At 72.4% G+C, this 21,646-nt stretch carries 16 protein-coding genes and 1 pseudogene; 3 read left to right on the top strand and 14 right to left on the bottom strand.

Annotated features, from left to right (window positions below; all coding sequences use genetic code 11):
- Window positions 1-177 precede the first annotated feature (177 nt).
- Both ACWZEH_RS24710 and ACWZEH_RS24705 read right to left on the bottom strand, forming a co-directional pair.
- Window positions 178-3,306 carry a putative bifunctional diguanylate cyclase/phosphodiesterase gene (locus ACWZEH_RS24710; protein WP_456193300.1) on the bottom strand — a complete coding sequence of 1,043 codons (3,129 nt, stop codon included), beginning with the start codon at window positions 3,304-3,306 and terminating at the stop codon, window positions 178-180.
- A gap of 332 nt (window positions 3,307-3,638) precedes the next feature.
- Entirely contained in the window at window positions 3,639-4,589 is a 951-nt protein-coding gene (locus ACWZEH_RS24705) for a 2-hydroxyacid dehydrogenase (RefSeq protein WP_456193299.1), read from the bottom strand.
- A gap of 75 nt (window positions 4,590-4,664) precedes the next feature.
- Here ACWZEH_RS24705 and ACWZEH_RS24700 point away from each other — a divergent pair, with 75 nt between their 5' ends.
- Both ACWZEH_RS24700 and ACWZEH_RS24695 read left to right on the top strand, forming a co-directional pair.
- On the top strand, window positions 4,665-5,663 hold the full coding sequence (locus ACWZEH_RS24700) for an aldo/keto reductase (RefSeq protein ID WP_456193298.1): 999 nt from the start codon (window positions 4,665-4,667) through the stop codon (window positions 5,661-5,663).
- Between the two features lie 344 nt (window positions 5,664-6,007).
- Window positions 6,008-7,171: a PQQ-dependent sugar dehydrogenase gene (locus ACWZEH_RS24695; RefSeq protein ID WP_456193297.1), complete on the top strand. Its 1,164-nt coding sequence runs from the start codon at window positions 6,008-6,010 to the stop codon at window positions 7,169-7,171.
- A gap of 72 nt (window positions 7,172-7,243) precedes the next feature.
- On the opposite strand, the pseudogene ACWZEH_RS24690 reads toward ACWZEH_RS24695, so the two are convergent.
- From ACWZEH_RS24690 to ACWZEH_RS24665, 6 genes and pseudogenes are all read right to left on the bottom strand, one after another.
- Window positions 7,244-7,321: pseudogene (locus tag ACWZEH_RS24690) on the bottom strand (DUF6191 domain-containing protein); the annotation flags it as partial.
- A gap of 15 nt (window positions 7,322-7,336) precedes the next feature.
- The gene (locus tag ACWZEH_RS24685; protein WP_456193296.1) at window positions 7,337-7,486 is read right to left on the bottom strand and encodes a hypothetical protein; all 150 of its coding nucleotides are present in this window, start codon (window positions 7,484-7,486) and stop codon (window positions 7,337-7,339) included.
- Window positions 7,487-7,893: 407 nt separating this feature from the next.
- Window positions 7,894-8,508 (bottom strand): hypothetical protein, encoded by a 615-nt coding sequence (locus ACWZEH_RS24680; RefSeq protein ID WP_456193295.1) that lies wholly within the window; start codon window positions 8,506-8,508, stop codon window positions 7,894-7,896.
- Window positions 8,509-8,543: 35 nt separating this feature from the next.
- The gene (locus ACWZEH_RS24675; RefSeq protein WP_456193294.1) at window positions 8,544-9,113 is read right to left on the bottom strand and encodes a GNAT family N-acetyltransferase; all 570 of its coding nucleotides are present in this window, start codon (window positions 9,111-9,113) and stop codon (window positions 8,544-8,546) included.
- On the bottom strand, window positions 9,091-11,337 hold the full coding sequence (locus tag ACWZEH_RS24670) for an MMPL family transporter (protein ID WP_456193293.1): 2,247 nt from the start codon (window positions 11,335-11,337) through the stop codon (window positions 9,091-9,093). Before ACWZEH_RS24670 ends, ACWZEH_RS24675 begins: the two co-directional genes overlap by 23 nt.
- A gap of 155 nt (window positions 11,338-11,492) precedes the next feature.
- Complete coding sequence (locus ACWZEH_RS24665; protein WP_456193292.1) at window positions 11,493-11,831, bottom strand: hypothetical protein; 339 nt, start codon at window positions 11,829-11,831, stop codon at window positions 11,493-11,495.
- Window positions 11,832-12,019: 188 nt separating this feature from the next.
- On the opposite strand from ACWZEH_RS24665, the gene ACWZEH_RS24660 reads away from it, so the two are divergent.
- The gene (locus tag ACWZEH_RS24660; RefSeq protein WP_456193291.1) at window positions 12,020-12,826 is read left to right on the top strand and encodes an SAM-dependent methyltransferase; all 807 of its coding nucleotides are present in this window, start codon (window positions 12,020-12,022) and stop codon (window positions 12,824-12,826) included.
- Window positions 12,827-12,952: 126 nt separating this feature from the next.
- Here ACWZEH_RS24660 and gatB read toward each other — a convergent pair whose 3' ends face one another.
- The 6 genes from gatB to ligA form a co-directional block, all read right to left on the bottom strand.
- Window positions 12,953-14,467: an Asp-tRNA(Asn)/Glu-tRNA(Gln) amidotransferase subunit GatB gene (gene gatB / locus ACWZEH_RS24655; RefSeq protein WP_456193290.1), complete on the bottom strand. Its 1,515-nt coding sequence runs from the start codon at window positions 14,465-14,467 to the stop codon at window positions 12,953-12,955.
- A 15-nt stretch (window positions 14,468-14,482) separates the two neighbouring features.
- Window positions 14,483-14,722, bottom strand: a complete 240-nt coding sequence (locus ACWZEH_RS24650; RefSeq protein ID WP_456193289.1) for a hypothetical protein — start codon at window positions 14,720-14,722, stop codon at window positions 14,483-14,485.
- A complete protein-coding gene (gene gatA / locus ACWZEH_RS24645) occupies window positions 14,719-16,212 on the bottom strand; it encodes an Asp-tRNA(Asn)/Glu-tRNA(Gln) amidotransferase subunit GatA (RefSeq protein ID WP_456193288.1) in 1,494 nt (497 codons plus the stop codon). Before gatA ends, ACWZEH_RS24650 begins: the two co-directional genes overlap by 4 nt.
- A 5-nt stretch (window positions 16,213-16,217) precedes the next feature.
- Window positions 16,218-16,514 carry an Asp-tRNA(Asn)/Glu-tRNA(Gln) amidotransferase subunit GatC gene (gatC, locus tag ACWZEH_RS24640; RefSeq protein ID WP_042167914.1) on the bottom strand — a complete coding sequence of 99 codons (297 nt, stop codon included), beginning with the start codon at window positions 16,512-16,514 and terminating at the stop codon, window positions 16,218-16,220.
- Between the two features lie 271 nt (window positions 16,515-16,785).
- Window positions 16,786-19,131, bottom strand: a complete 2,346-nt coding sequence (locus ACWZEH_RS24635) for a putative bifunctional diguanylate cyclase/phosphodiesterase (protein ID WP_456193287.1) — start codon at window positions 19,129-19,131, stop codon at window positions 16,786-16,788.
- A 291-nt stretch (window positions 19,132-19,422) separates the two neighbouring features.
- Window positions 19,423-21,642, bottom strand: a complete 2,220-nt coding sequence (gene ligA, locus ACWZEH_RS24630; RefSeq protein WP_456193286.1) for an NAD-dependent DNA ligase LigA — start codon at window positions 21,640-21,642, stop codon at window positions 19,423-19,425.
- Window positions 21,643-21,646 lie beyond the last annotated feature (4 nt).

Here is a 21,646-nt window from a genome sequence, read left to right as displayed (position 1 = left end):
TGGACGGTGCGACAGGTGCTGGTGCAACAAAAAACCCCTCGTGCCATGAGGCAAGCGAGGGGAGCGCGTCGGGCGGGAGCGTTGAGCAGGCGATGCTCAGCGTCGGCCGACGCGCTGTCCAAGTACGAGAATTCGGGTGCGCATGGCACTGACCTTCCCCCCGGCGCGCACCGACTGTCAAGTGGGTGGGACGGGAGTCTCATCATGTGAGCGCAGGACCGCACCGGTACGGAGCACCGAGGCGACCCCCGACGCATACCCTCCCGAGCCACCGGAACCGCCGGAACCGCCGCCCGCGTACACGGGTTCGGCCGGTCCTTGCGGCACCGGACAGTGGCCTGCGCCCAGTGCTCTGCGCAGCCGGTACTCGTCCAGCGGCCCGGAGAAGGCCATGCCCTGACCGTGCGTGCACCCCATCGCGCGCAGGGCGACGACCTGCTCGGGCAGGTCCACCCCGTCGGCCACGGACTGCATGCCCAGGTCCCCGGCGATCCGCAGCAGCCCACTGGTGATCTTGTGCAGCCGCGCGGACTCGACCACGCCCTCGACCAGGCTGCGGTCGAGTTTCAGTACGTCGACGGGGAGGCGTCTGAGAGCGGTGATCGCCGCGCAGTTGCTGCCGAAGCCGTCCAGGGCGATCCGGACGCCGACCCGCTTGAGCGCGGTCAGCCGGCGCTCCAGCTCGTCCAGGGAGATCCGCGGATCGGTCTCGGCCACCTCGACGACCAGCGAGCCGAAGGGCAGTCCGTGCCGGGTGAGCAGGGCTTCGATGGAGCCGAGCGGCAGCGAGCGGTCGAGGAGCCGGCGGGCGCCCACCCGGACCGCCACGGGCACCGCCACGCCGGTCGCCTGCCGCTCGGCGGCCTGCTCCACGGCCTCCTCGAGCAGCCAGCGGCCCAGCTCGGAGGTCTTCTCGCTGTCCTCGGCGACGCGCAGGAACTCCGCGGGGGTGAAGAGCACGCCCTGCGAGGAACGCCAGCGCGCCTGGGCGCAGACCGAGGTGATCCTGCCGTCCTGGAGGGACACCACAGGCTGGTGCAGCAGCGCGAACTCGCCGTCGTGCAGCGCGGCGCGCAGCCGGGTGGCCAGCTCCGCCCGGCGGACGACGTCCTGCTGCATCTGCGGCCGGTACAGCTCCACCCGGCCCTTGCCGCCGGCCTTGGCCCGGTACATGGCGAGGTCCGCGTTGCGCAGCAACTCGCCCGCGCCGAGAGCGGGTTCGGCGAAGGCGACACCGATGGAGGCGTTGACCCGGACATCGTTGCCGTCGATGAGGTAGGGCTGGGAGAGGGTCACCCTGAGGCGGTCGGCGAGCTCCAGGATGTGCCGCTCGCGGGCCTCCCGGTCGCGGGCGCCGTCGCCCACGATCAGGGCGGCGAACTCGTCGCCGCCCAGCCGGGAGGCGGTGTCGCCCTTGCGGACCGCGTCCCGGAGTCTGCGGGCCGCGTGGATCAGCAGTTCGTCGCCGGCCTGGTGGCCGATGGTGTCGTTGACGGCCTTGAAGCCGTCGAGGTCGATGAAGAGCACGGCCGTGCCCCTGAGGGCGGCGCCCCGGTCGGAGGCCCGGCGGCCGGACAGTGCCTGCTGGACGCGCCGGGTGAACAGGGAGCGGTTGGGCAGGTCGGTGAGCGGGTCGTGCTCGGCGTTGTGCTGGAGCTGTGCCTGGAGCCGCACGCGCTCGGTGACGTCCCGGCTGTTGAAGATGAGGCCGCCGTGGTGCCGGTTGACGGTCGATTCCACGTTCAGCCAGCCGTCGTCGCCGGAGCGGAACCGGCACTCGATGCGCGTGGTGGGCTCCTCGGCCGGGCCGGCGGCGAGGAACCGGCGTACCTCGTGCACGACGCAGTCCAGGTCCTCGGGGTGGATGAGCTGCGCCAGCTCCGTCCCCACCAGGTCCTCCGCGGGGCGGCCGTACACGCCGGCGGCGGCCGGGGAGACGTAGCGGAGGATGCCGCTCGGCGCGGCGATCATGATGACGTCGCTGGATCCCTGCACCAGGGAGCGGAAGTGGTTCTCCTTGTGGGCCAGTTCCTGGGTGAGGGTGATGTTGTCCAGCAGCATGATGCCCTGGCGGACGACGAGCGCGAGCACCACGGTGCCGCCGGTGAGCAGGACCACGCGGTCGACGCTGCGGCCGTTGAGGACGGTGTAGAGGATCCCCAGGGTGCACACCGCGGCGGCGAGGTACGGCGCGAGCGCGCCGAGGGAGCCGGCGATGGGCCGGGAGACCGGATACCGCCCGCGGTCCCCTCCGGGGGCGGCCGGATGCCGGAGGTTTCGGTGGTGGGGGTACGGGTGGTGGGGGTACGGGTGGTGGACCGGGTCGTAGGCCGCGTCGTGGATCGTGTGGTGACCCGGATCGTGGGCGGCCCGGTGCCCGTTCGCCCGGGAGAGCGGTCCGCCGCGCGGTCCGGGCAGGTGCTCGCGCACCACGCGCGTGTGCCCCCCGTCCTCGGGCCGGCCGCCCCGAGGACGGGTCCAGGGCGCGTACGCCAGGAGCAGCGAACCGGCGAACCAGCCCGCGTCGAGCAGTTGCCCCGAGCGGTAGGTGTCGTGCAGCAGCGGGGAGGTGAACAGGGCGTCGCACATCACGGTGAGCGCGAGCGCGCCGATCGCGGTGTTGACCGCGGAGCGGTTGACCGCCGACCGCCGGAAGTGCAGCGCCAGCACCATACTGACCAGGGCGATGTCGAGCAGCGGATACGCCAGGGACAGCGCGGTGTGCGCCACGTCCTCGCCCCCGGCCTGCGCGGTCCGGGCGAGCGCGAGGCTCCACGCGAGCGTGAGCAGGGAGCCGCCGATCAGCCAGGCGTCCAGGCCCAGGCAGACCCAGCCGGCCTTGGTCACCGGCCGTTTGGCGAGCACCAGCAGCCCCACGATGGCGGGCGGCGCGAAGCACAGGAAGAACAGGTCGGCGTAGCTGGGGCTGGGCACGGGGAGCCCGAGGACCACCTCGTACCACCCCCAGACGAGATTGCCGAGGGAGGCCATGGCGGAGGAGATGCCGAACAGCAGCCAGGCGGGCCGGAAGCGGATGCGGGGGCCGCGCGCGTACAGGACGCAGGACACGGCGGCCGCGGCCGCCGCGGCGCTCAGTCCGAAATCACCCATGATCAGTGCGAGTCGGTCCGACCCCCAGCCGAAGGCCGCCCCGATCGCGTAGGCCGCGCAGACGACGGCGAGGGCGAGCTGCGGCAGCAGTCCCTGACGACGGGCCACGGCGGGCGGGCCGGGCAGCAGCGCTTCCGGGTCGGGGTGCGCCCGCACCGCTCCGTCGAGCGTGGTCGTGGCGGCCGGCGCACTCACCGGCCCCTCCCGGGACGGTCGCCGCTGCGGGTGGGGTGAGCGCGGGTACGGTGACCGCTGCGGTGATCCCGGCTGCGCGCGGTCGTGCGCCTGGGTCGCCGACGGCGGCTCAATCGCGTCGGATCGCTTGTCCATAGGCCGTGCATCGCCCGTCGCCCCCCTCACAGTCTGCAATGTCGATCCCCCGCGCCGATCGGTCAGCGGCGCTGCCCTGTCGGGACGATACACCAGTATCGTCACTCAGGGACATAGCTTCTCTACGCTCTGTAACGATCACTTGATATATGAGTACCCACCGCACCCGGAAAAACGCGGACGGTACTCGAAGTGGACTACAGGTCTGCCGCCCCCGTCACCAGGATCACGTTCCGAAGCTCTTTTCGGTTCAAGAACCGGTTCAACTGGTCCACCAGCAGCCGCTCGGCGCGTGGCCGGAACGCGGAGGTGGGTCCGCCGACGTGCGGGCTGATGAGGACGCCCGGCGTCCGCCACAGGGGATGCTCCGAAGGGAGCGGTTCGGGATCGGTCACGTCGAGGGCCGCGGTGATACGGCCGGTCGACACCTCGGTGAGCAGCGCCGAGGTGTCGACGACGGGTCCCCGGGCCACGTTGACCAGCAGCGCGCCGTCCTTCATCCGGGCGAGGAAGCCGGCGTCCACGAGGTGGTGGGTGGCCTCCGTGAGCGGGGTGGAGAGAACGACGACGTCCGCCTCGGGCAGCAGCGCGGGCAGTTCGGTGAACGGATGCACCGGGCCGCGCGCCGTGGTGCGTGCGGAGCGCGCGACGCGCGCCACCCGCGCGAGCTCGAACGGAACGAGCCGGTCCTCGATGGCCGCGCCGATGGCTCCGTAGCCCACGATGAGCACGTTCCGGTCGGCGAGCGCGGGCCGGAATCCGCCGAGCCACTCCCCCTTGTCCTGCGCCCGCACGAAGTCGGGCAGGCCGCGCAGCGAGGCGAGGATCAGGGCGAGCGCCAGCTCCGCCGTGCTCGCCTCGTGCACGCCGCGCGCGTTGCACAGCCGTACGCCGGGGCCCACGTGGCGCAGGCCCGGCTGGACGTGGTCGACGCCGGCGGACAGGGTCTGCACGACCTCGACCGAGCTCATCAGCGGCAACGGGCGCACCCCGACGTCACCGGGCTTCATGTACGGCACGACGTAGAACGCGCAGTCGGCCGGGTCCGCCGGGTACTCCTTCGCGCCGTCCCAGAACTGGTACCCCGGCCCCTTCGGAAGGCCCTCGATCTCGTCCGGCGGGATGGGAAGCCACACGTCAGCAGTCATGCAGCGGAGGCTACGTCAGGGGCCCGCGGCGCCAGAGGTTAGGTTGGGGTCCGGGATAGGGAGGGTCACGACCAGGTGGAGCGCAGGACGATCGGCGCGGCGGCGCTCGCGGTGGGGGCCGTCGGACTCGGGTGCATGCCGATGAGCTGGGCCTACAGCACCTCGCGGCAGCGCGGCGAGGACTCGCTCAGGGCGGTGCACCGGGCACTGGACCTGGGGTCGACACTGCTGGACACGGCCGACATGTACGGCCCGTTCACCAACGAACTGTTGCTGGGGCGGGTGTTGAAGGAGCGGCGCGGTGACGCCTTCGTGTCGACGAAGGTGGGGCTGCTGGTGGGCGATCAGCACATCGTGGCCAACGGCCGCCCCGGGTACGTGAGAAGGGCCTGCGACGCCTCGTTGCGCCGGTTGCAGACCGACGTCATCGACCTGTACCAGCTGCACCGGACGGATCCGGAGGTCCCCGTCGAGGAGACCTGGGGCGCGATGGCGGAGCTCGTACGGGCCGGAAAGGTAAGGGCGTTGGGGCTCTGCGCGGTCGGTGCGCGGTCCGCGCGGCGGCCGGGGGCCCGGCTGCACGACGCGACGGTCCGGCAACTGGAGCGGGTGCAGCAGGTGTTCCCGGTGAGCGCCGTGGAGGCGGAGCTGTCGGTGTGGTCGCCGGAGGCGCGGGAGGCACTGCTGCCGTGGTGCGCGGCGCGCGGTGTGGGTTTCCTGGCCGCGATGCCGCTGGGCAACGGCTTCCTGACCGGCACGCTGACGCCCGGTGGGGGTTTCGAGGCGGACGATCTGCGGGCCCGGCATCCCCGTTTCACCGCCGAGATGATGGCCGCGAACCAGCCGATCGTGGCCGGCCTGCGCCGGGTCGCCCGCCGGCACGGCGAGGATGTCACCCCGGCGCAGGTGGCTCTGGCCTGGGTACTGGCCCAGGGCCGGCAGGTGATCCCGCTGCCGGGTACCAAGCGGGAGCGGTGGGTCGCCGAGAACGCGGGGGCGGCGGACCTGCGGCTGGCGGAGGCCGACCTGGCGGAGATCGCGGACCTGCCCGCGGCCCAGGGGTCGTGGGACTGAGACGGAGGCCCGCGGGAGCGGGACCGGAGGTCACGGGCACTCGGGCCGCCGGCGCGGGACCGGGACCGGGACCGGGAGGCGAGGGTCGCCGGGCCGGGTCCGTGGGACCGGAACCCGGGGCGCAACCGGTCGGGTCGATCGTGACGGGCGGGCTCCGGAAGGGGGCGGGTCCTCGGGCCGTAGCCGTGGGAGCAGGCCCCGGGGCCCTGGACCGCCGGGCCGAAATCGCGGGGTCCGGGCCGGGGCCGGACGGTGAGCGGTGGTTCGGTCTCCCGTGATCGGGAACTTGTGGGGCGCGGGCGGTGTATGACAGGGAGAACCCGCCGCGTCGAAGGGACGACATCGTGCACCATCGAGCAGTTACGGCCGTGCTGGCCACCGCCGTGCTCCTGCTGACGGCCGGCTGTTCCTCCGACGACGGGGGGTCGCCGGGCGCAGACGACAGCTCCTCCCCGGGCGGTACGGCGGGGCGGTCGGCCTCCCCGGAGAGCGGCGCCGAGGAGACACCGCCCTCGAAGGGCTCGGCGAAGGTGCTCCGTACGGTCGGTACGGACCTGCGCTCCCCCTGGGGGCTCGCGCCCCTGGCCGACGGCGATCTGCTGGTGTCGTCGCGTGACGATGCCACGATCAGCCGGGTCGACGCCGAGACGGGCGAGACCTCCGAGCTGGGCGAGGTGCCCGGGGTGTCGCCGTCCGGCGAGGGCGGTCTGCTCGGCATCGCGCTCTCTCCCGACTACGCCTCGGACCGCATGGTCTACGCCTACTTCACCTCGGCCTCGGACAATCGCGTCGTCCGCATGATCTACGACGAGGGCAAGCCCGAGGGCGAGCGGCTGGGCGCGCCGGACACGGTGCTGCGCGGCATCCCCAAGGGTGTGGTCCACAACGGCGGCCGGATCGCGTTCGGCCCGGACCGGATGCTGTACGTGGGCACGGGCGAGAGCGGCGACACCGGCCTCTCCCAGGACGAGAAGTCGCTGGGCGGCAAGATCCTGCGGCTGACCCCGGAGGGTGAGCCGGCGCCGGGCAACCCGCTCCCCGACTCCGCCGTGTACTCGCTGGGCCACCGCAATGTGCAGGGCCTCGCCTGGGACTCCAGGCAGCGGCTGTTCGCTTCGGAGTTCGGCCAGAACACCTGGGACGAGCTGAACGCGATCGAGCCCGGCGACAACTACGGCTGGCCCGAGGCGGAGGGCACGTCCGACGAGGGCGGCTTCCACGATCCGATCGCCCAGTGGAGCACGGACGAGGCCTCCCCCAGCGGCATCGCGTACGCAAAGGGGTCGATCTGGATGGCGGGCCTGCGCGGGGAGCGCCTGTGGCGGATCCCGCTCAGGGGCACGGAGACCTCGGCGGACCCGCAGGCCTTCCTGGAGGGCGAGTACGGGCGGCTGCGCACGGTGGCGGCGGCGGGCGACGACAGGCTGTGGCTGGTCACCAGCAACACGGACGGCCGCGGCGACCCGGGCGGCGAGGACGACCGCATCCTGGAGGTCCAGGTGAGCTGAGGCCCAGGTGAGCCGGGGACGGCCGTCCGGTGCCGGTTCGGGGTGGTCCGGTGACGGGCGTACGACGACCTTTCCGGACGCGAGGTCTGTCGGCCCGCGTCCGGGACCGGCGTCGCCGGCGTCCTCCCGGGTCGGTTCGAGCCGGTTCCGCTCGTCCCGCTGCTGTCACTCGCCCCGGCGGGGCTCATACGGCTCGGGCGAACCGGTGGCGGCGTGGGCGGCGGCTATGGCTCTCGTACTCGGCGCCCTGCGCTCGTCGTCGGCCCGGCGGATGAGGTCGGCGGAGCGGTACTTGGCGATCTCGTACTCGTACACGGTGTGTTCCCTCTGGGAGTCGGTGTCCGGCGTCGCTTTCCGCGATGCCTCCACCCTCGTCTCCCGGGCAGGACCGCCGCATCGGGAGAATTCCGCATCTTCGGCGGCCGCAAGGACCCCTTAGGAGTTCCTTGCGCTATGAGCGTCCGATGCGGCCGCGTGGTCCGGTGCCGTGCGCCGCAAGGCGCCACAGAGCCCTCGTAACGGAGCTACCAGGGCTTTTCGGCAACGCGGCGAGGTGCGGTGCCGGACCACGCGACCCGGGCGGGCACAGCGCAAGGACCCCTTGGACACGGGTGAGGGGCCCCGGTCCGGCCATGAGGTGCTCGTGGCCGGACCAGGGCCCCTTTGGGACTGCTGCAGGAACCGTCCGAAGGCCCCGGTGCCTGCCGGGGACCCGCGACGGCTCAACCCGCGGCGGGCAGCCCCAGCAGGACGTCGGTGTACTTGAGTACGGCGAACAGCAGTCCGATGGCGCCGAATGCGACACCGGCCCAGGCGACCGACTTGATCCAGGGCGTCTGCGCGGCGCCGGGCGTCCCGAACGCGGGCCGGACGAGCACCGCCACGCCCACGATCAGCGCGGTGAGCGCGAACAGGCCGCCCCACAGCGCGCTGGTCTGCCAGGCGTCGCCGTAGACCTCCTTGATCTGGACGGCGACGGTCGAGTCCGCGGCGGTCTCCAGCTGGCCGACCAGGGTCTCGCGGGCGGCTGCCACCGTGCCGAGCCAGCTGCCGGTGAGCGAGACGACGCCGAGTCCGGCGGAGACGACGGCCGCGGCGCCCTGCCCGACCCCGGTGGCGCCCCGGGCCTCCGGCTCCGAGACCGCTTCCGGCTCCGTCCCCGGCTCCGTCTCCGGCTCCGTCTCCGGCTCCGTCTCCGGCTCCGTGGTGCCGCCGTCGACCGTGTCCGCGGCAGCGACCGCCCCGGCCCCAGTCTCGGTCCCGCTCCCGTCCGCGCCGGTGTCCGCGCTGTTGTCCTCGGCCTTGGCCGCTTTCTCGGTCTCGGTCTTGGTTCCCATGGGGCGCACCGTACGGACGCTCTCTGAGAAGTCCCTTAATGATCGCTGTGCGCCGCGCGCGCCGTCCGCCACTCGGGAGCCAGCACCGACCACACCTCCAGGTCGTGCCGTACTCCGTGGTGGAGGTGGGCCGCGCGCCGTACCCCGTCCCGGGTCATGCCGAGCCGGCGGGCCGTGTTGAGGCTGGGCTCGTTGCCGGCGGCGGCGACCCACTCCACGCGGTGGATGCCCCGCTGCTCGATCACCCAGTCGATCAGCACCCGCATGGCGCGCGTGACGAGCCCGCGGCCGGTGGCGGCCGGCTCCAGCCAGCAGCCGACCTCGCAGGTGCCGCCTGCGGCGTCGAAGTTCAGCGTGAGCACCCCGCCCACGAGCGTGCCGTCCAGCCACAGGCCGTGCAGCGCGGCCGTGTCGGCGGCGCGGAAGTCGGCGTACCGCTGGAGGGCCTCCCGCGCGGTGGGCACGTCGACGGCCTTGGAGCCGAAGGGGACGTACCGGTTGATGAATTCCCGGCCCCGCTCCAGGTGGGCGAGGAACTCCTCCGCGTGCCAGGGCTCCAGGGGACGCAGTTCGGCTCCGTCGTCACCCAGTCGTATCGCGTACATCCGTCTGCCGTTCCTCCCTGGTGAACACGTCCTCCACCCCGGTGTCGGTGGCGGCGGCCAGCCTCTCATGGGCGGCGCGGCTCTCCGGCGGCTCGATGCTGATCCGCGGCAGGATCCGGTCCAGCCGGGCGGGCAGCCACCAGTTGGCGCCGCCGAGCAGATGCATGAGCGCGGGGACGAGCAGGGTGCGCAGCACGAAGGCGTCGAGGGCGACGGCGGCGGCGAGCGCGATGCCGAACATCGCTATGACGCGGTCGCCGGTCAGGACGAAGGCGAGGAAGACCGAGATCATGATCACGGCCGCGGAGTTGATCACCCGGCCGGTCTCGGCGAGGCCGACCCGTACCGCGCGCCGGTTGTCCCCGGTCTCCAGCCATTCCTCGTACATCCGGCTGACCAGGAAGACCTGGTAGTCCATGGAGAGTCCGAAGAGGACCGACACCATGATCACGGGCAGGAAGGGTTCTATGGGGCCCCCGCTGCCGAGGCCCAGCAGTTCACTGCCCCAGCCCCACTGGAAGATCGCCACGACCACGCCGAAGGCGGCGGCGACGGCGGCCACGTTCATCGCGGCGGCCTTGAGCGGGATGACGACGGACCGGAAGGCGAGCAGGAGCAGCAGGCAGCCCAGGCCGACGACGACTCCGACGAACAGGGGCAGCTTGTCGACGATGACCTCGGCGAAGTCGTCGTAGCCGGCCGTCATACCGCCGACCCGCACGTCGAGGGCGGTTCCGGCCTCGGCGCGCGGCAGCACGTCCTCGCGCAGCCGGTCGACGAGGTCGCTGGTCCGCTTCGACTGCGGTGAGGACTCCGGTACGACGGTGAGGTACGCGGTACCGCCGTCGGCGCTGTGGACCACCGGCCCGACGTTCGCGACGCCCTCGGTCTCGCGCAGGGCGGGGCCGAGCGTGTCCAGGGCGAGCCGGTCGGCAGCGCCGTCGACCTCGGTCACGAGGGTGAGGGGGCCGTTCACACCGGGCCCGAAGCCGTCGGCGAGGAGGTCGTAGGCCTGGCGGGTGGTGGAGGTCTTCGGGTCGTTGCCCTGGTCGGAGGTGCCGAGATGGAGGGACCCGGTGGGCAGCGCGAGCACCGCCATGACGGCCAGGGCGAGCGCCCCGAGCAGCTTGGGCCTGCGTTCCACGAACGCCGCCCAGCGTGCGGCGAAGCCGGTCGGCGGTTCGGGCTGCGGGCCGGTCTCGGCCAGTCGGCGCCGTTCGCGGCGGCTGAGGGCGCGCATGCCGATGAGCGACAGCAGCGCGGGCAGCAGGGTGACCGAGGCGGCGACGGCCAGCACCACGGTGAGCGAGGCCGCGACGGCGACGCCGTTGAGGAAGTTCAGCCGGAGGATCAGCATGCCCAGCAGGGCGATGCACACGGTGGCCCCCGCGAACACGACCGCGCGTCCGGTGGTGGCGACGGCGTCGGTGGCGGCCTCGGCCACGGACAGCCCGCGCTTGAGTCCGCGCCGGTGCCTGGTCACGATGAACAGCGCGTAGTCGATGCCGACGCCGAGGCCGATCAGCATGCCCAGCATGGGCGCGAAGTCGGCGACGGTCATGACGTGCCCGAGCAGCACGATCGAGGCATAGGCGGTGCCGACGCCGACCAGCGCCGTGGCGATGGGCAGCAGCGAGGCGGCGAGCGAGCCGAAGGCGAGGAAGAGGACGACGGCGGCGACGGCCACTCCGACGGTCTCCGCGAGGTGCCCCTCCGGTGCCCCGGTCAGCGCGGCGGCGCTGCCGCCCAGTTCCACCTGGAGTCCGTCGGCCCGTGCGGCCCCGGCCGCGTCGAGCACGGCCGCCGCCTCGCCCTCGTCGATGTCCTTGGCCGGGTCGTCGTAGGTGACGGTGGCGTAGGCGGTGCGGCCGTCCGCGCTGATCCCTCCGGTGCCGTCGGCCCCGTACGGGCCGGCCACGGCGGCGATGCCGGGCAGATCCGCCATCCGGTCCAGGGTGCGGGTCATGCTCTGTTCGACGTCGGAGTCCCGGACGCTGCCGGACGGTGTGTGCCAGACCACGGTGTCGCTGTCGCCCGACAGGGCCGGGAAGCCCTCGCGCAGCAGTTCGGTGGCGTGCCCGGACTCGGTGCCGGGCACCTCGTAGTCGTTCGAGTACGCGTTCTGGGTCGCGAAGGCTCCCGCCGCGACCCCGCCGAGGGCGAGGAGCCACAGCAGAACGGTGATCAGACGGCGTCGGACACACCAGCGTGCGAGGGCTGCCACGAATCGTGCTCCCAGAGTGACGGTATGTGCATCTTTGGCCGGGAACAGTCACGCGTGACCGAACAGCCCGCAAAGAACGCATGAGCAATGAAGTGCACTCTTCCAGCCATGAATGATCCATTGCGGCGTTCGTGTCCTTGTTCACAGTTCGCAGGTCAGTCGAACTGATCCCCCAGCGCCATCACCATCAGCCCCACGATCAGCAGCCACAGCGCCCTGCGGGTCCGTCCGCGCGAGCCCAGGACGGCGGCGAGCGCGCAGGCGCCGGCGCCGCAGGCGTAGGCCAGCGGCACGAGGGCCGGGGTGGAGCCGGTGAGGCGGAGCAGCGCCGCTGCCGCCCCGGCCAGGCCGAGTACGGTCCCGGTACCGACCGCGGCCCACCGGGCCCGCCGGGCGGCCCGAAGGGCCTCTGCGCCCTGCTCGGCGTCTTCGGCGTCTTCGGCGTCTTCGGCGTGAGTGTCCGGGGGCAGGTCGGAATCAGTGCGTCCACTCATGGCGCGGGAGCGTAGCGCCCCATGCCCGGAAACCGGGATGCGGGGGGCCTGGGCGCCTGCTAGCGTCCGTCGGTCCGATGCTCCGCGGCATCCCGCCGCCCCGGCCGAAGCAGGTGCTTTGATGACGGTCCGCCCGATCTCCGACGCGAACCCTTCTTCCCGCACGGACCCGAGGAGTCCTTTCACCGATGTCGGACATCACATCGAGCACCCCTTCGCAAGACGACCTCACTGACCGCCTGACCCTGCCCCGCTACCCGCGCAGCGCCGCCTACGACGCCCGCTGGACCGTCGAGAACCAAATGGGCCCGCACGCGCTGTGGCTCCTGGAGTGGCTCGCCCCGGCCCTCGGCCTCGACACCCTGCGCCCCGGCGCCCGCGTGCTCGACCTGGGCTGCGGACGCGCCATGACGTCCGTCTTCCTGGCCAGGGAGTACGACGTCCAGGTCACCGCGGCCGACCTGTGGATCGGGCCCGGGGAGAACGCGCGCCGTATCGCCGGGGCGGGCGTCGCCGAGCGGGTACTGCCGGTCCTCGCCGAGGCGCACGACCTGCCCTTCGGCGACGAGAGCTTCGACGCGATCGTCTCCATCGACGCGTACCAGTACTTCGGCACCGACGATCTGTATCTGCCGTCGCTGGCCCGGCTGCTGAAGCCGGGCGGGCGGATCGGTGTCGTCGTCCCGGCGATGCGCGAGGAGATCGAGGGCAGCGAGCCGCCGGAGCACCTGAAGCCCTTCTGGGACCCCGCGTTCTGGTGCTTCCACACGCCCGGGTGGTGGCGGCGCCACTGGACCCGCAGCGGGGCCGTGGAGGTCGAGGCGGCCGACTGGCAGCCGGACGGCTGGCGGGACTGGCTGCTCTGGTGCGACGTCGTCGCCGAGGAGAGCACGGAGGAGTTCCACGTGCGGTCGAGCCGCGAGAGCGCGCGGATGCTGCGCGTGGACGAGGGCCGCGTGCTGGGCTTCGCCCGCGTGGTGGGGCGGCGGCCCTGACCGCGTGGGACGTGCGGCGCTGACCGCCCGGAGCGCCGGCCCCGTACGGGAGCCGGCCGCATGAAGGAGGGGGACGCGTCGAACCCGGTGCGTCCCCCTCTTCCGTTCCCGAGCGGCGCCTGAGGATCAGCCCTCGGCGACGCCCAGTTTCTCCAGGATCAGCTCCTTGACACGGGCCGCGTCCGCCTGGCCGCGGGTGGCCTTCATGACCGCGCCGACCAGCGCGCCGACCGCCGCCACCTTGCCGCCCCGGATCTTGTCCGCGACGCCCGGGTTGGAGGCGATGGCCTCCTCCACGGCGGCGGTGAGCGCGCCGTCGTCGGAGACGACCTTCAAACCGCGCTTCTCGACGACCTCGTCCGGCGTGCCCTCACCGGCGAGGACGCCCAGGATGACCTGGCGGGCCAGCTTGTCGTTCAGGTCGCCGGAGGTCACCAGCTCGGCGACCCGGGCGACCTGCTCCGGCGTGATCGTCAGCTCGTCGAGCGCCTTGCCCGACTCGTTGGCGCTGCGGGCGAGTTCGCCCATCCACCACTTGCGGGCGGAGGCCGCGTCCGCGCCGGCCCCGATCGTGGCGACGATCGGGTCCAGCGCACCGGCGTTGAGGATCGCCTGCATGTCGGTGCCGGAGATCCCCCACTCCTCGCGGAGCCGGCTGCGGCGCACCAGCGGCAGCTCGGGCAGCCCGGCGCGCAGTTCCTCGACCCACTCGCGGGACGGGGCGACGGGGACCAGGTCGGGCTCCGGGAAGTAACGGTAGTCCTCGGCCTCCTCCTTCACGCGGCCGGAGGTCGTCGACCCCGTGTCCTCGTGGAAGTGCCGGGTCTCCTGGATGATCGTCCCGCCGTCGTTCAGCACGGCGGCGTGCCGCTGGATCTCGAAGCGGGCCGCGCGCTCCACGGACCGCAGCGAGTTGACGTTCTTCGTCTCCGAGCGGGTTCCGAACTTCTCCCGGCCGTGCGGGCGCAGCGACAGGTTGACGTCACAGCGCATCTGCCCCATCTCCATCCGGGCCTCGGACACGCCGAGCGCCCGGATGAGCTCGCGCAGTTCACGCACGTAGGCGCGGGCGACCTCGGGGGCTCGCTCGCCCGCTCCCTCGATCGGCTTGGTGACGATCTCGATGAGCGGGATGCCGGCCCGGTTGTAGTCGAGCAGGGAGTGGGACGCGCCGTGGATACGGCCGGTGGCGCCGCCGACGTGCGTCGACTTGCCGGTGTCCTCCTCCATGTGGGCGCGCTCGATGTCCACGCGGAAGGTCTCGCCGTCCTCCAGCTGCACGTCGAGGTAGCCGTTGAAGGCGATCGGCTCGTCGTACTGGGAGGTCTGGAAGTTCTTCGGCATGTCCGGATAGAAGTAGTTCTTCCGGGCGAAGCGGCACCACTCGGCGATCTCGCAGTTCAGCGCGAGACCGATCTTGACGGCGGACTCGACCCCGGTCGCGTTGACGACCGGGAGCGCGCCCGGCATGCCGAGGCAGGTGGGGCAGGTCTGGGTGTTCGGGTCGGCGCCGAGCGTGGTCGAGCAGCCGCAGAACATCTTGGTCCTGGTGCCGAGTTCGACATGGACCTCGAGGCCCATGACGGGGTCGTACGACGCCAGCGCGTCCTCGTACGACACCAGGTCGGTCGTGGTGGTCACGGTGTAACTTCCCTCTCAGCCCAGCAGGACGTCGTCGTCGCCCAGCCGCTTCAGCTCGCGGTACAGGATGGCGAGGCCGGTGACGATCGCGACAGCGGACACGGTGGCGTCGATCAGGACCAGGGTGTCCTTCTCGTGCCGCGCCTTCTTGACACGCTTGGCGACACCGAACGCGCTGAACGCGGTACCGGCCATGGCCAGATACGTGCCGGACTTGGACTTCTTGAAACCCTTGGCCTTGGTCAGTGCACTCACAGCGACGGAGCCTCCTCGATCAGCGGGTGGCCCCACTTTTCCACGAAGGCCGCCTCGACGGCTGCGCCCACCTTGTAGAGGCGGTCGTCCTTCATGACCGGGGCGATGATCTGCAGTCCGACCGGCAGGTTGTCCTCGGGCGCGAGGCCGCAGGGCAGCGACATGGCCGCGTTGCCCGCCAGGTTGGTCGGGATGGTGCACAGGTCGGCGAGGTACATCGCCATCGGGTCGTCGGCGCGCTCGCCGATCGCGAAGGCGGTGGTGGGCGTCGTCGGGGAGACGATCACGTCGACCTGTTCGAACGCCGTGTCGAAGTCCTGCTTGATCAGCGTACGGACCTTCTGGGCGCTGCCGTAGTAGGCGTCGTAGTAGCCGGAGCTGAGGGCGTAGGTGCCGAGCATGATACGGCGCTTGACCTCGGGGCCGAAGCCGGCCTCGCGGGTCAGCGAGGTGACCTCCTCGGCGGAGTGCGTACCGTCGTCACCGGTCCGCAGGCCGTAACGCAGGCCGTCGAAGCGGGCGAGGTTGGAGGAGCACTCGGACGGCGCGATCAGGTAGTACGCCGAGAGCGCGAGGTCGAAGGACGGGCAGTCCAGCTCGACGATCTCGGCGCCGAGGTCCTTCAGCAGGGCGACGGTCTCGTCGAACCGCTGGATGACGCCGGCCTGGTAGCCCTCGCCGCGGAACTGCCTGACCACGCCGACCCGCATGCCGGTGACCGAGCCGTTGCGGGCGGCCTCGACGACCGGCGGGACCGGGGCGTCGATGGAGGTGGAGTCGAGCGGGTCGTGCCCGGCGATGACCTCGTGCAGCAGGGCCGCGTCCAGGACCGTGCGGGCGCAGGGGCCGCCCTGGTCGAGGGAGGAGGAGAACGCCACCATGCCGTAGCGGGAGACCGCGCCGTAGGTCGGCTTCACGCCGACCGTGCCGGTGACGGAGGCCGGCTGGCGGATGGAGCCGCCGGTGTCGGTGCCGATGGCGAGGGGGGCCTGGAAGGAGGCGAGCGCGGCGCTCGACCCGCCGCCGGAGCCGCCGGGGATCTTGGTGAGGTCCCAGGGGTTGCCGGTCGGTCCGTAGGCGCTGTTCTCGGTCGAGGACCCCATGGCGAACTCGTCCATGTTGGTCTTGCCGAGGATGACGACGTCGGCGGCCTTGAGCCGCTTGGTGAGCGTCGCGTCGTACGGCGGGATCCAGCCCTCGAGGAGCTTGGAGCCGACGGTGGTCGGGATGCCCTCGGTGGTGAAGATGTCCTTGAGCGCGAGGGGGACGCCGGCCAGCGGGCCGAGCTTCTCGCCCTTGGCGCGCTTCTCGTCGACGGCGCGGGCCTGGGCGAGGGCGCCCTCGCGGTCGACGTGCAGGAAGGCGTGCACCTTCTCGTCGACGGCCTCGATCCGGGCCAGGTGTGCCTCGGTGACCTGGACGGCGGTGAGTTCGCCGGAGGCGATCCTCGCGGCGGTCTCGGCGGCCGTGAGCCTGATGATGTCCGTCATGGGATTCAGTCCTCCCCCAGGATCTGCGGCACCTTGAAACGCTGCTGCTCCTGGGCCGGGGCGCCGGAGAGCGCCTGCGCGGGGGTGAGCGAGGGACGGACCTCGTCCGGGCGCATGACGTTCGTCAGCGGGAGCGGGTGCGAGGTCGGCGGTACGTCTTGGTCGGCGACCTCGCTGACGCGGGCCACCGCGCCGATGATGTCGTCGAGCTGGCCTGCGAAGTGGTCGAGCTCTTCGGGCTTCAGCTCCAGACGCGCCAGCCGGGCGAGGTGGGCGACCTCCTCGCGCGTGATGCCAGGCATGCAGCGTTCCTCTGGGTGAGTGTGCGGTTCGGGCTAGGACCTGCCGTCGTGTCCCGGGCGGCCGGGTGTGGCGCGACTGGCGGGAAGGTGACGACAGGCCCCAATCCTATGGGTCGCCGCCCCGTACCCGTGAAACGGTTTCCCCGCGCCCCCGAAAACGGTGCCGCCACCCGGACCCCGGACCCACAGCGTGGCTGGTGCGAAGCCGGTGGCCGGCCCCACGACGGGGCCAGTGCCAGGGCCGACGTCCGGCCCCGCGACGGACCCGGTGTCAGACCGGGCGGCCAAAGTCGTCGGCGGCTGCCGCGGGGAGGGCGGCCGCCGGGCGCTGCCAGCCGCGGGAGCCGCGGGCGAGGAGCCAGGCCGTGGTTTCGTCGGGCGGCATCGCGGCCGCGACCAGCCAGCCCTGGACGGCGTCGCAGCCGAGGTCGCGCAGGCGTTCCCAGGTCTCGTCGTCCTCGACGCCCTCGGCGACGACGAGCAGTCCGAGCGAGTGGGCGAGGTCGACGGTGCAGCGCACGATCTCGGCGTCCTCGGTGTCGACGGCCAGCCTGGCCACGAACGAGCGGTCGATCTTCAGCTCGCTGACGGGCAGCCGCCGCAGGTGCACGAGGGAGGAGTAGCCGGTGCCGAAGTCGTCGAGGGACATCTTCACGCCGTGCCCGGTCAGTCCGTTGAGGGTGTCGGCGGCGCGCTGCGGGTCCTCCAGGAGGACGTTCTCGGTGATCTCGAGCTGGAGTGCTCCCGCCGGAACCCCGTGCCGGGCCAGTCGCGCCGCGACGGAGCCGGCGAAGCCGGGGCTGTGGACGTCGCGCGGGGAGACGTTGACCGCGACCGGCGCGAACAGTCCCTGGGCACGCCAGCGGGCGACCTGCCCGAGGGCGGTCTCCAGCACGTAGTCGGTGAGCTGCGGCATCAGGCCGGAGGACTCGGCGATGGCTATGAACTCGTCCGGCGGCACCCTGCCGCGCTCCGGGTGCACCCAGCGGACCAGGGCCTCCAGGCCCGCGACCTGTCCGTCGAAGCGGACCTTGGGCTGGTAGTGGAGCTGGACCTCGCGCGCGTCCAGGGCCCGGCGCAGGTCGCCCAGGAGTCCCAGTCGGTCGGGGGTGTTGGAGTCCCGCTTGGACTCGTAGACCTCGACGCCCGTGCGGTCCCGTTTGGCCTGGTACATCGCCACGTCCGCGCGCCGCAGCAGGCCCTCCGCGTCGAGGGCGTGGTCGGGGAAGACGGCGACGCCCGCGCTGGCCTCCAGCACGAGGGTGAGGCCGTCGAGGTCGAGCGGCGAGCTGAGGGCGGACACCAGGCCGCGGGCGACCCGGGTCGCCGACGTGATGGAGTCGGCGACCGGCAGTAAGACGGCGAACTCGTCGCCACCGAGCCGCGCGGCCTCCGCCCCGCGCGGCAGGGCCAGCCTCAGCCGGTCGGCGATCTGCAGCAGCAGCCGGTCACCCGCGAGGTGACCGAGCGTGTCGTTGACCGACCGGAACCGGTCGAGGTCGATCAGCATGAGGGTGGCGCGGGCGCCGGCGCGCTCGGCGTCGTCCAGCGCGGTCCAGATGCGCTCGAGGAGCCACTGGCGGTTGGGCAGTCCGGTCAGCGGATCGCGCAACTGCTCCTCCGCGCGGGCCCTGGCCATCCACAGCGTGGAGTCGAGCGCGATCAACGGGATGGCGAACAGCGGCAGGACGACCGGCCGGGCGTCGGCGACCACGCAGATCAGCGGCGCTATGCCGAGCAGCGCCACCGCGACCAGGCCCTGTCTGACCAGGGCGGTGCGGGCGACCGTGGGCAGTCCGCCCCGCGGGACGTGCAGGTACCAGTGGAGGGCGCGGGTGACCACGAGATACGCGGCGGCGACGAGCACCACCTCGAAGGCCGTGTGCAGCCCCCAGGTGTCGGGGGTCGCCGGGGACTCGACGGACGGTACGGATCCGAGCAGGGCCAGCACCAGCGCGCCGGCGCCGATGCCGAGCAGGTCCACCGCGCCGTGCAGGATGCCGTGCCGCCAGCGGCCCCGCCGGGCCATGCCGACCAGCACGACCACGGTGAGGCTGACCATGCCTGCCGGGACCCAGCCGTAGAGCAGCAGCACGGCGAGGGTGACGGCGGCGCCCGAGCCGGTGCCGCCCCACCAGCGGGAGCGGCCCAGCATCACCAGGTGGCCGACGACGATCCCGGTCAGTACGGCCAGGGACCAGCCGACGCGGCCGGACGGGAAGAGCGCGTGACCGCCGGTGAACGCTCCGAGGACGCCGGCGCCGAGCACGAACGCGGCGGCCGAGACGACCGCGGTGGGCAACGCGGGCCAGGAGAGGTGCCGTTCCGCGTGCGCTTCGGACAGCCCGGGGCCGTCCGCCGACAGTCCGGTGGCGAGCGAGGGCGCTTCGGGGCCCCGTCCGGTGCCCGGCCGGCCGGCCGGCCGCCCCGCGGCCCGCTGTCCGGTGCCGCTCACCCCTTCGGGGCGCGCGTCCGCGGTGCGCGCCCCGGGACGCCCTGGTGCGCCCACAGGCCCCGCGGGCCGCCCTGCCCCACGTCCGCGCCGCCGTGCGGCCGCCATGCGGCGCACACCCAGGCGCAGCCGTGAGCCCGGGGCGACGCTCTCGGTGGGTTCCATTCCCGTCCCTCTCACAGCCGGCGGCGCCCACGCCACACGGCTCGATGCCTGACAACCCCCGGCGGCTGCGTGATAGAAAGCCCTTCCACGGTGCCACCACGAACACAGGGATGCCCCGGCCGCAGCTGGGCACGGCGGGCGCACCTCCCAACAGTAGGCCGCAGAAGGCTTTTGGGGCACCGGTCGCCGACGGTTGCCCGAATGCGCCCCAGCCACCCGTATCCATCTGGTATGCGCCGATCGGGTGACCTTCCCCCGCTGCTTCCCGACTGCCCCCCGACCGCTCCCCCACTACTTTGCGGGCTGTTCCCCGGACTGCTCCTCGACGGGCAGCGCCGCGTCGGCCGCGGCCTGTGGCCCTTCGTCGAGCAGGACGGTGAAGCCCTCCTCGTCCAGGACCGGCACCTTGAGCTGCATCGCCTTGTCGTACTTCGACCCCGGGTTGTCGCCGACGACGACGAAGGACGTCTTCTTCGAGACCGAACCGGTCACCTTCGCTCCCCGGGTCTGCAGCGCCTCCTTCGCGCCGTCCCGGGTGAAGCGCTCCAGGGTGCCGGTCACCACGACCGTCAGTCCCTCGAGCGGACGCGGGCCCTCCTCCTCGCCGGCCCCCTCGTCCTCCATGCGGACCCCGGCCGCCCGCCACTTGCGGATGATCTCGCGGTGCCACTCCTCGGCGAACCACTGCTTGACGGAGGCGGCGATGATGCCGCCGACGCCCTCGGTGGCGGCCAGTTCCTCCTCGGTGGCCTGCTCGATCCGGTCGATGGACCGGAACTCCCGGGCCAGCGCCTCCGACGCGACCGGGCCGACGTGCCGGATCGACAGACCGGTGAGGACCCGGGCGAGCGGCCGCTCCTTGGCCGCCGCGATGTTCGCCAGCATCGCGACCGCGTTCTTGCGCGGTTCGCCCTCCTGGTTGGCGAAGACGGTGGCCGTCTTCTCCTCGCCCGTCTTCGGGTCCCGCTTGGGCAGACCGCTGTCCTGGTCGAGGACGTACGCCCTGATGGGCAGCAGCTGCTCGACGGTGAGGTCGAAGAGGTCGCCCTCGTCCTTCAGCGGCGGGTCGGCCGGCTCGAGGGGCCCGGTGAGCGCGGCGGCGGCGACATAGCCGAAGTGCTCGATGTCCAGCGCCTTGCGGCCCGCGAGATAGAACAGGCGCTCCCGCAACTGGGCGGGGCAGGTACGGGCGTTGGGGCAGCGCAGGTCGACGTCGCCCTCCTTCATCGGCCGCAGCGGCGTACCGCACTCCGGGCACTCGGCCGGCATCACGAAGGCGCGCTCACTGCCGTCCCGCAGGTCGGCGACCGGCCCGAGGATCTCCGGGATGACGTCACCCGCCTTGCGCAGCACCACCGTGTCCCCGATGAGGACGCCCTTGGCCTTGACCACGTCCTGGTTGTGCAGCGTGGCGAACTCCACCTCGGAGCCGGCCACGGTGACCGGCTCGACCTGCGCGTACGGCGTGACCCTGCCCGTACGGCCCACGCCCACGCGGATGTTGACCAGTGTGGTGTTGACCTCCTCGGGCGCGTACTTGTACGCGATGGCCCAGCGCGGTGCGCGCGAGGTGGAGCCGAGGCGGCCCTGGAGCGGGATCTCGTCGAGCTTGATCACCGCGCCGTCGATCTCGTGCGCCACGGAGTGCCGGTTCTCGCCGTAGTACGCGATGAACTCCCGTACGCCGGCGAGGCCGTCGACCACGCGGTTGTGCGCGGAGGTGGGCAGGCCCCAGGTCTTCAGCAGGTCGTACGCCTCGGAGAGGCGGGCGAGGCCCTCGAAGCCCTCCAGGGCGCCGATGCCGTGGACGACCATGTGCAGCGGGCGGGTGGCGGTGACGCGCGGGTCCTTCTGACGCAGCGAACCGGCCGCCGCGTTGCGCGGGTTGGCGAAGGGCTTGTCGCCGGCCTCCACCAGGCGGGCGTTGAGGCCCTGGAACTCCTCCATCGGGAAGAAGACCTCGCCGCGGATCTCCACGAGGTCGGGCACCTCGTCACCCTTCAGGCGGTCCGGGATCTCGGTGATCGTCCGCACGTTGGGCGTGATGTCCTCGCCGGTGCGGCCGTCACCACGGGTCGCCGCGCGGACCAGGCGCCCGTGCTCGTAGGTGAGGTTCACCGCGAGGCCGTCGACCTTCAGCTCGCACAGGAAGTGGAACTCCTGCTCGCCCAGCTCCCGGTGGATGCGCTCGGCCCAGGCGGCGAGGTCGTCGTCGTTGAAGGTGTTGTCGAGGGAGAGCATGCGGGAGCGGTGCTGGACGGACGTGAACTCCGTCGCGTACGCCCCGGCGACCTTCTGGGTCGGGGAGTCGGGGGTGCGCAGCTCCAAGAACCGCTCCTCCAGCGCCTCCAGTTCGCGCAGCAGCCGGTCGAACTCGGCGTCGCTGACGACGGGCGCGTCGTTCACGTAGTACCGGAAGCGGTGCTCCTCGATCTGCTCGGCGAGCCGGGCGTGCTGCTCCCGTGCCTCGGCCGGCACGCTCGTCGTCTCCGCCTGCTGGTCACCCGCCACCGTG

Source organism: Streptomyces yamdrokensis (assembly GCF_053890455.1).
Note: the sequence above shows the minus strand (reverse complement) of the source record. Positions and strands in the feature narration are given on the sequence as shown.

Coding starts and splice junctions, on each gene's coding strand:
- ACWZEH_RS24705 (WP_456193299.1), bottom strand. CDS start 4,589: ATGACTGCTGACGTGTGGCTTCCCATCCCGCCGGACGAGATCGAGGGC.
- ACWZEH_RS24680 (WP_456193295.1), bottom strand. CDS start 8,508: ATGGGAACCAAGACCGAGACCGAGAAAGCGGCCAAGGCCGAGGACAAC.
- ACWZEH_RS24665 (WP_456193292.1), bottom strand. CDS start 11,831: ATGAGTGGACGCACTGATTCCGACCTGCCCCCGGACACTCACGCCGAA.
- gatC (WP_042167914.1), bottom strand. CDS start 16,514: ATGCCTGGCATCACGCGCGAGGAGGTCGCCCACCTCGCCCGGCTGGCG.
- ACWZEH_RS24660 (WP_456193291.1), top strand. CDS start 12,020: ATGTCGGACATCACATCGAGCACCCCTTCGCAAGACGACCTCACTGAC.
- ACWZEH_RS24675 (WP_456193294.1), bottom strand. CDS start 9,113: ATGTACGCGATACGACTGGGTGACGACGGAGCCGAACTGCGTCCCCTG.
- gatA (WP_456193288.1), bottom strand. CDS start 16,212: ATGACGGACATCATCAGGCTCACGGCCGCCGAGACCGCCGCGAGGATC.
- ACWZEH_RS24635 (WP_456193287.1), bottom strand. CDS start 19,131: ATGGAACCCACCGAGAGCGTCGCCCCGGGCTCACGGCTGCGCCTGGGT.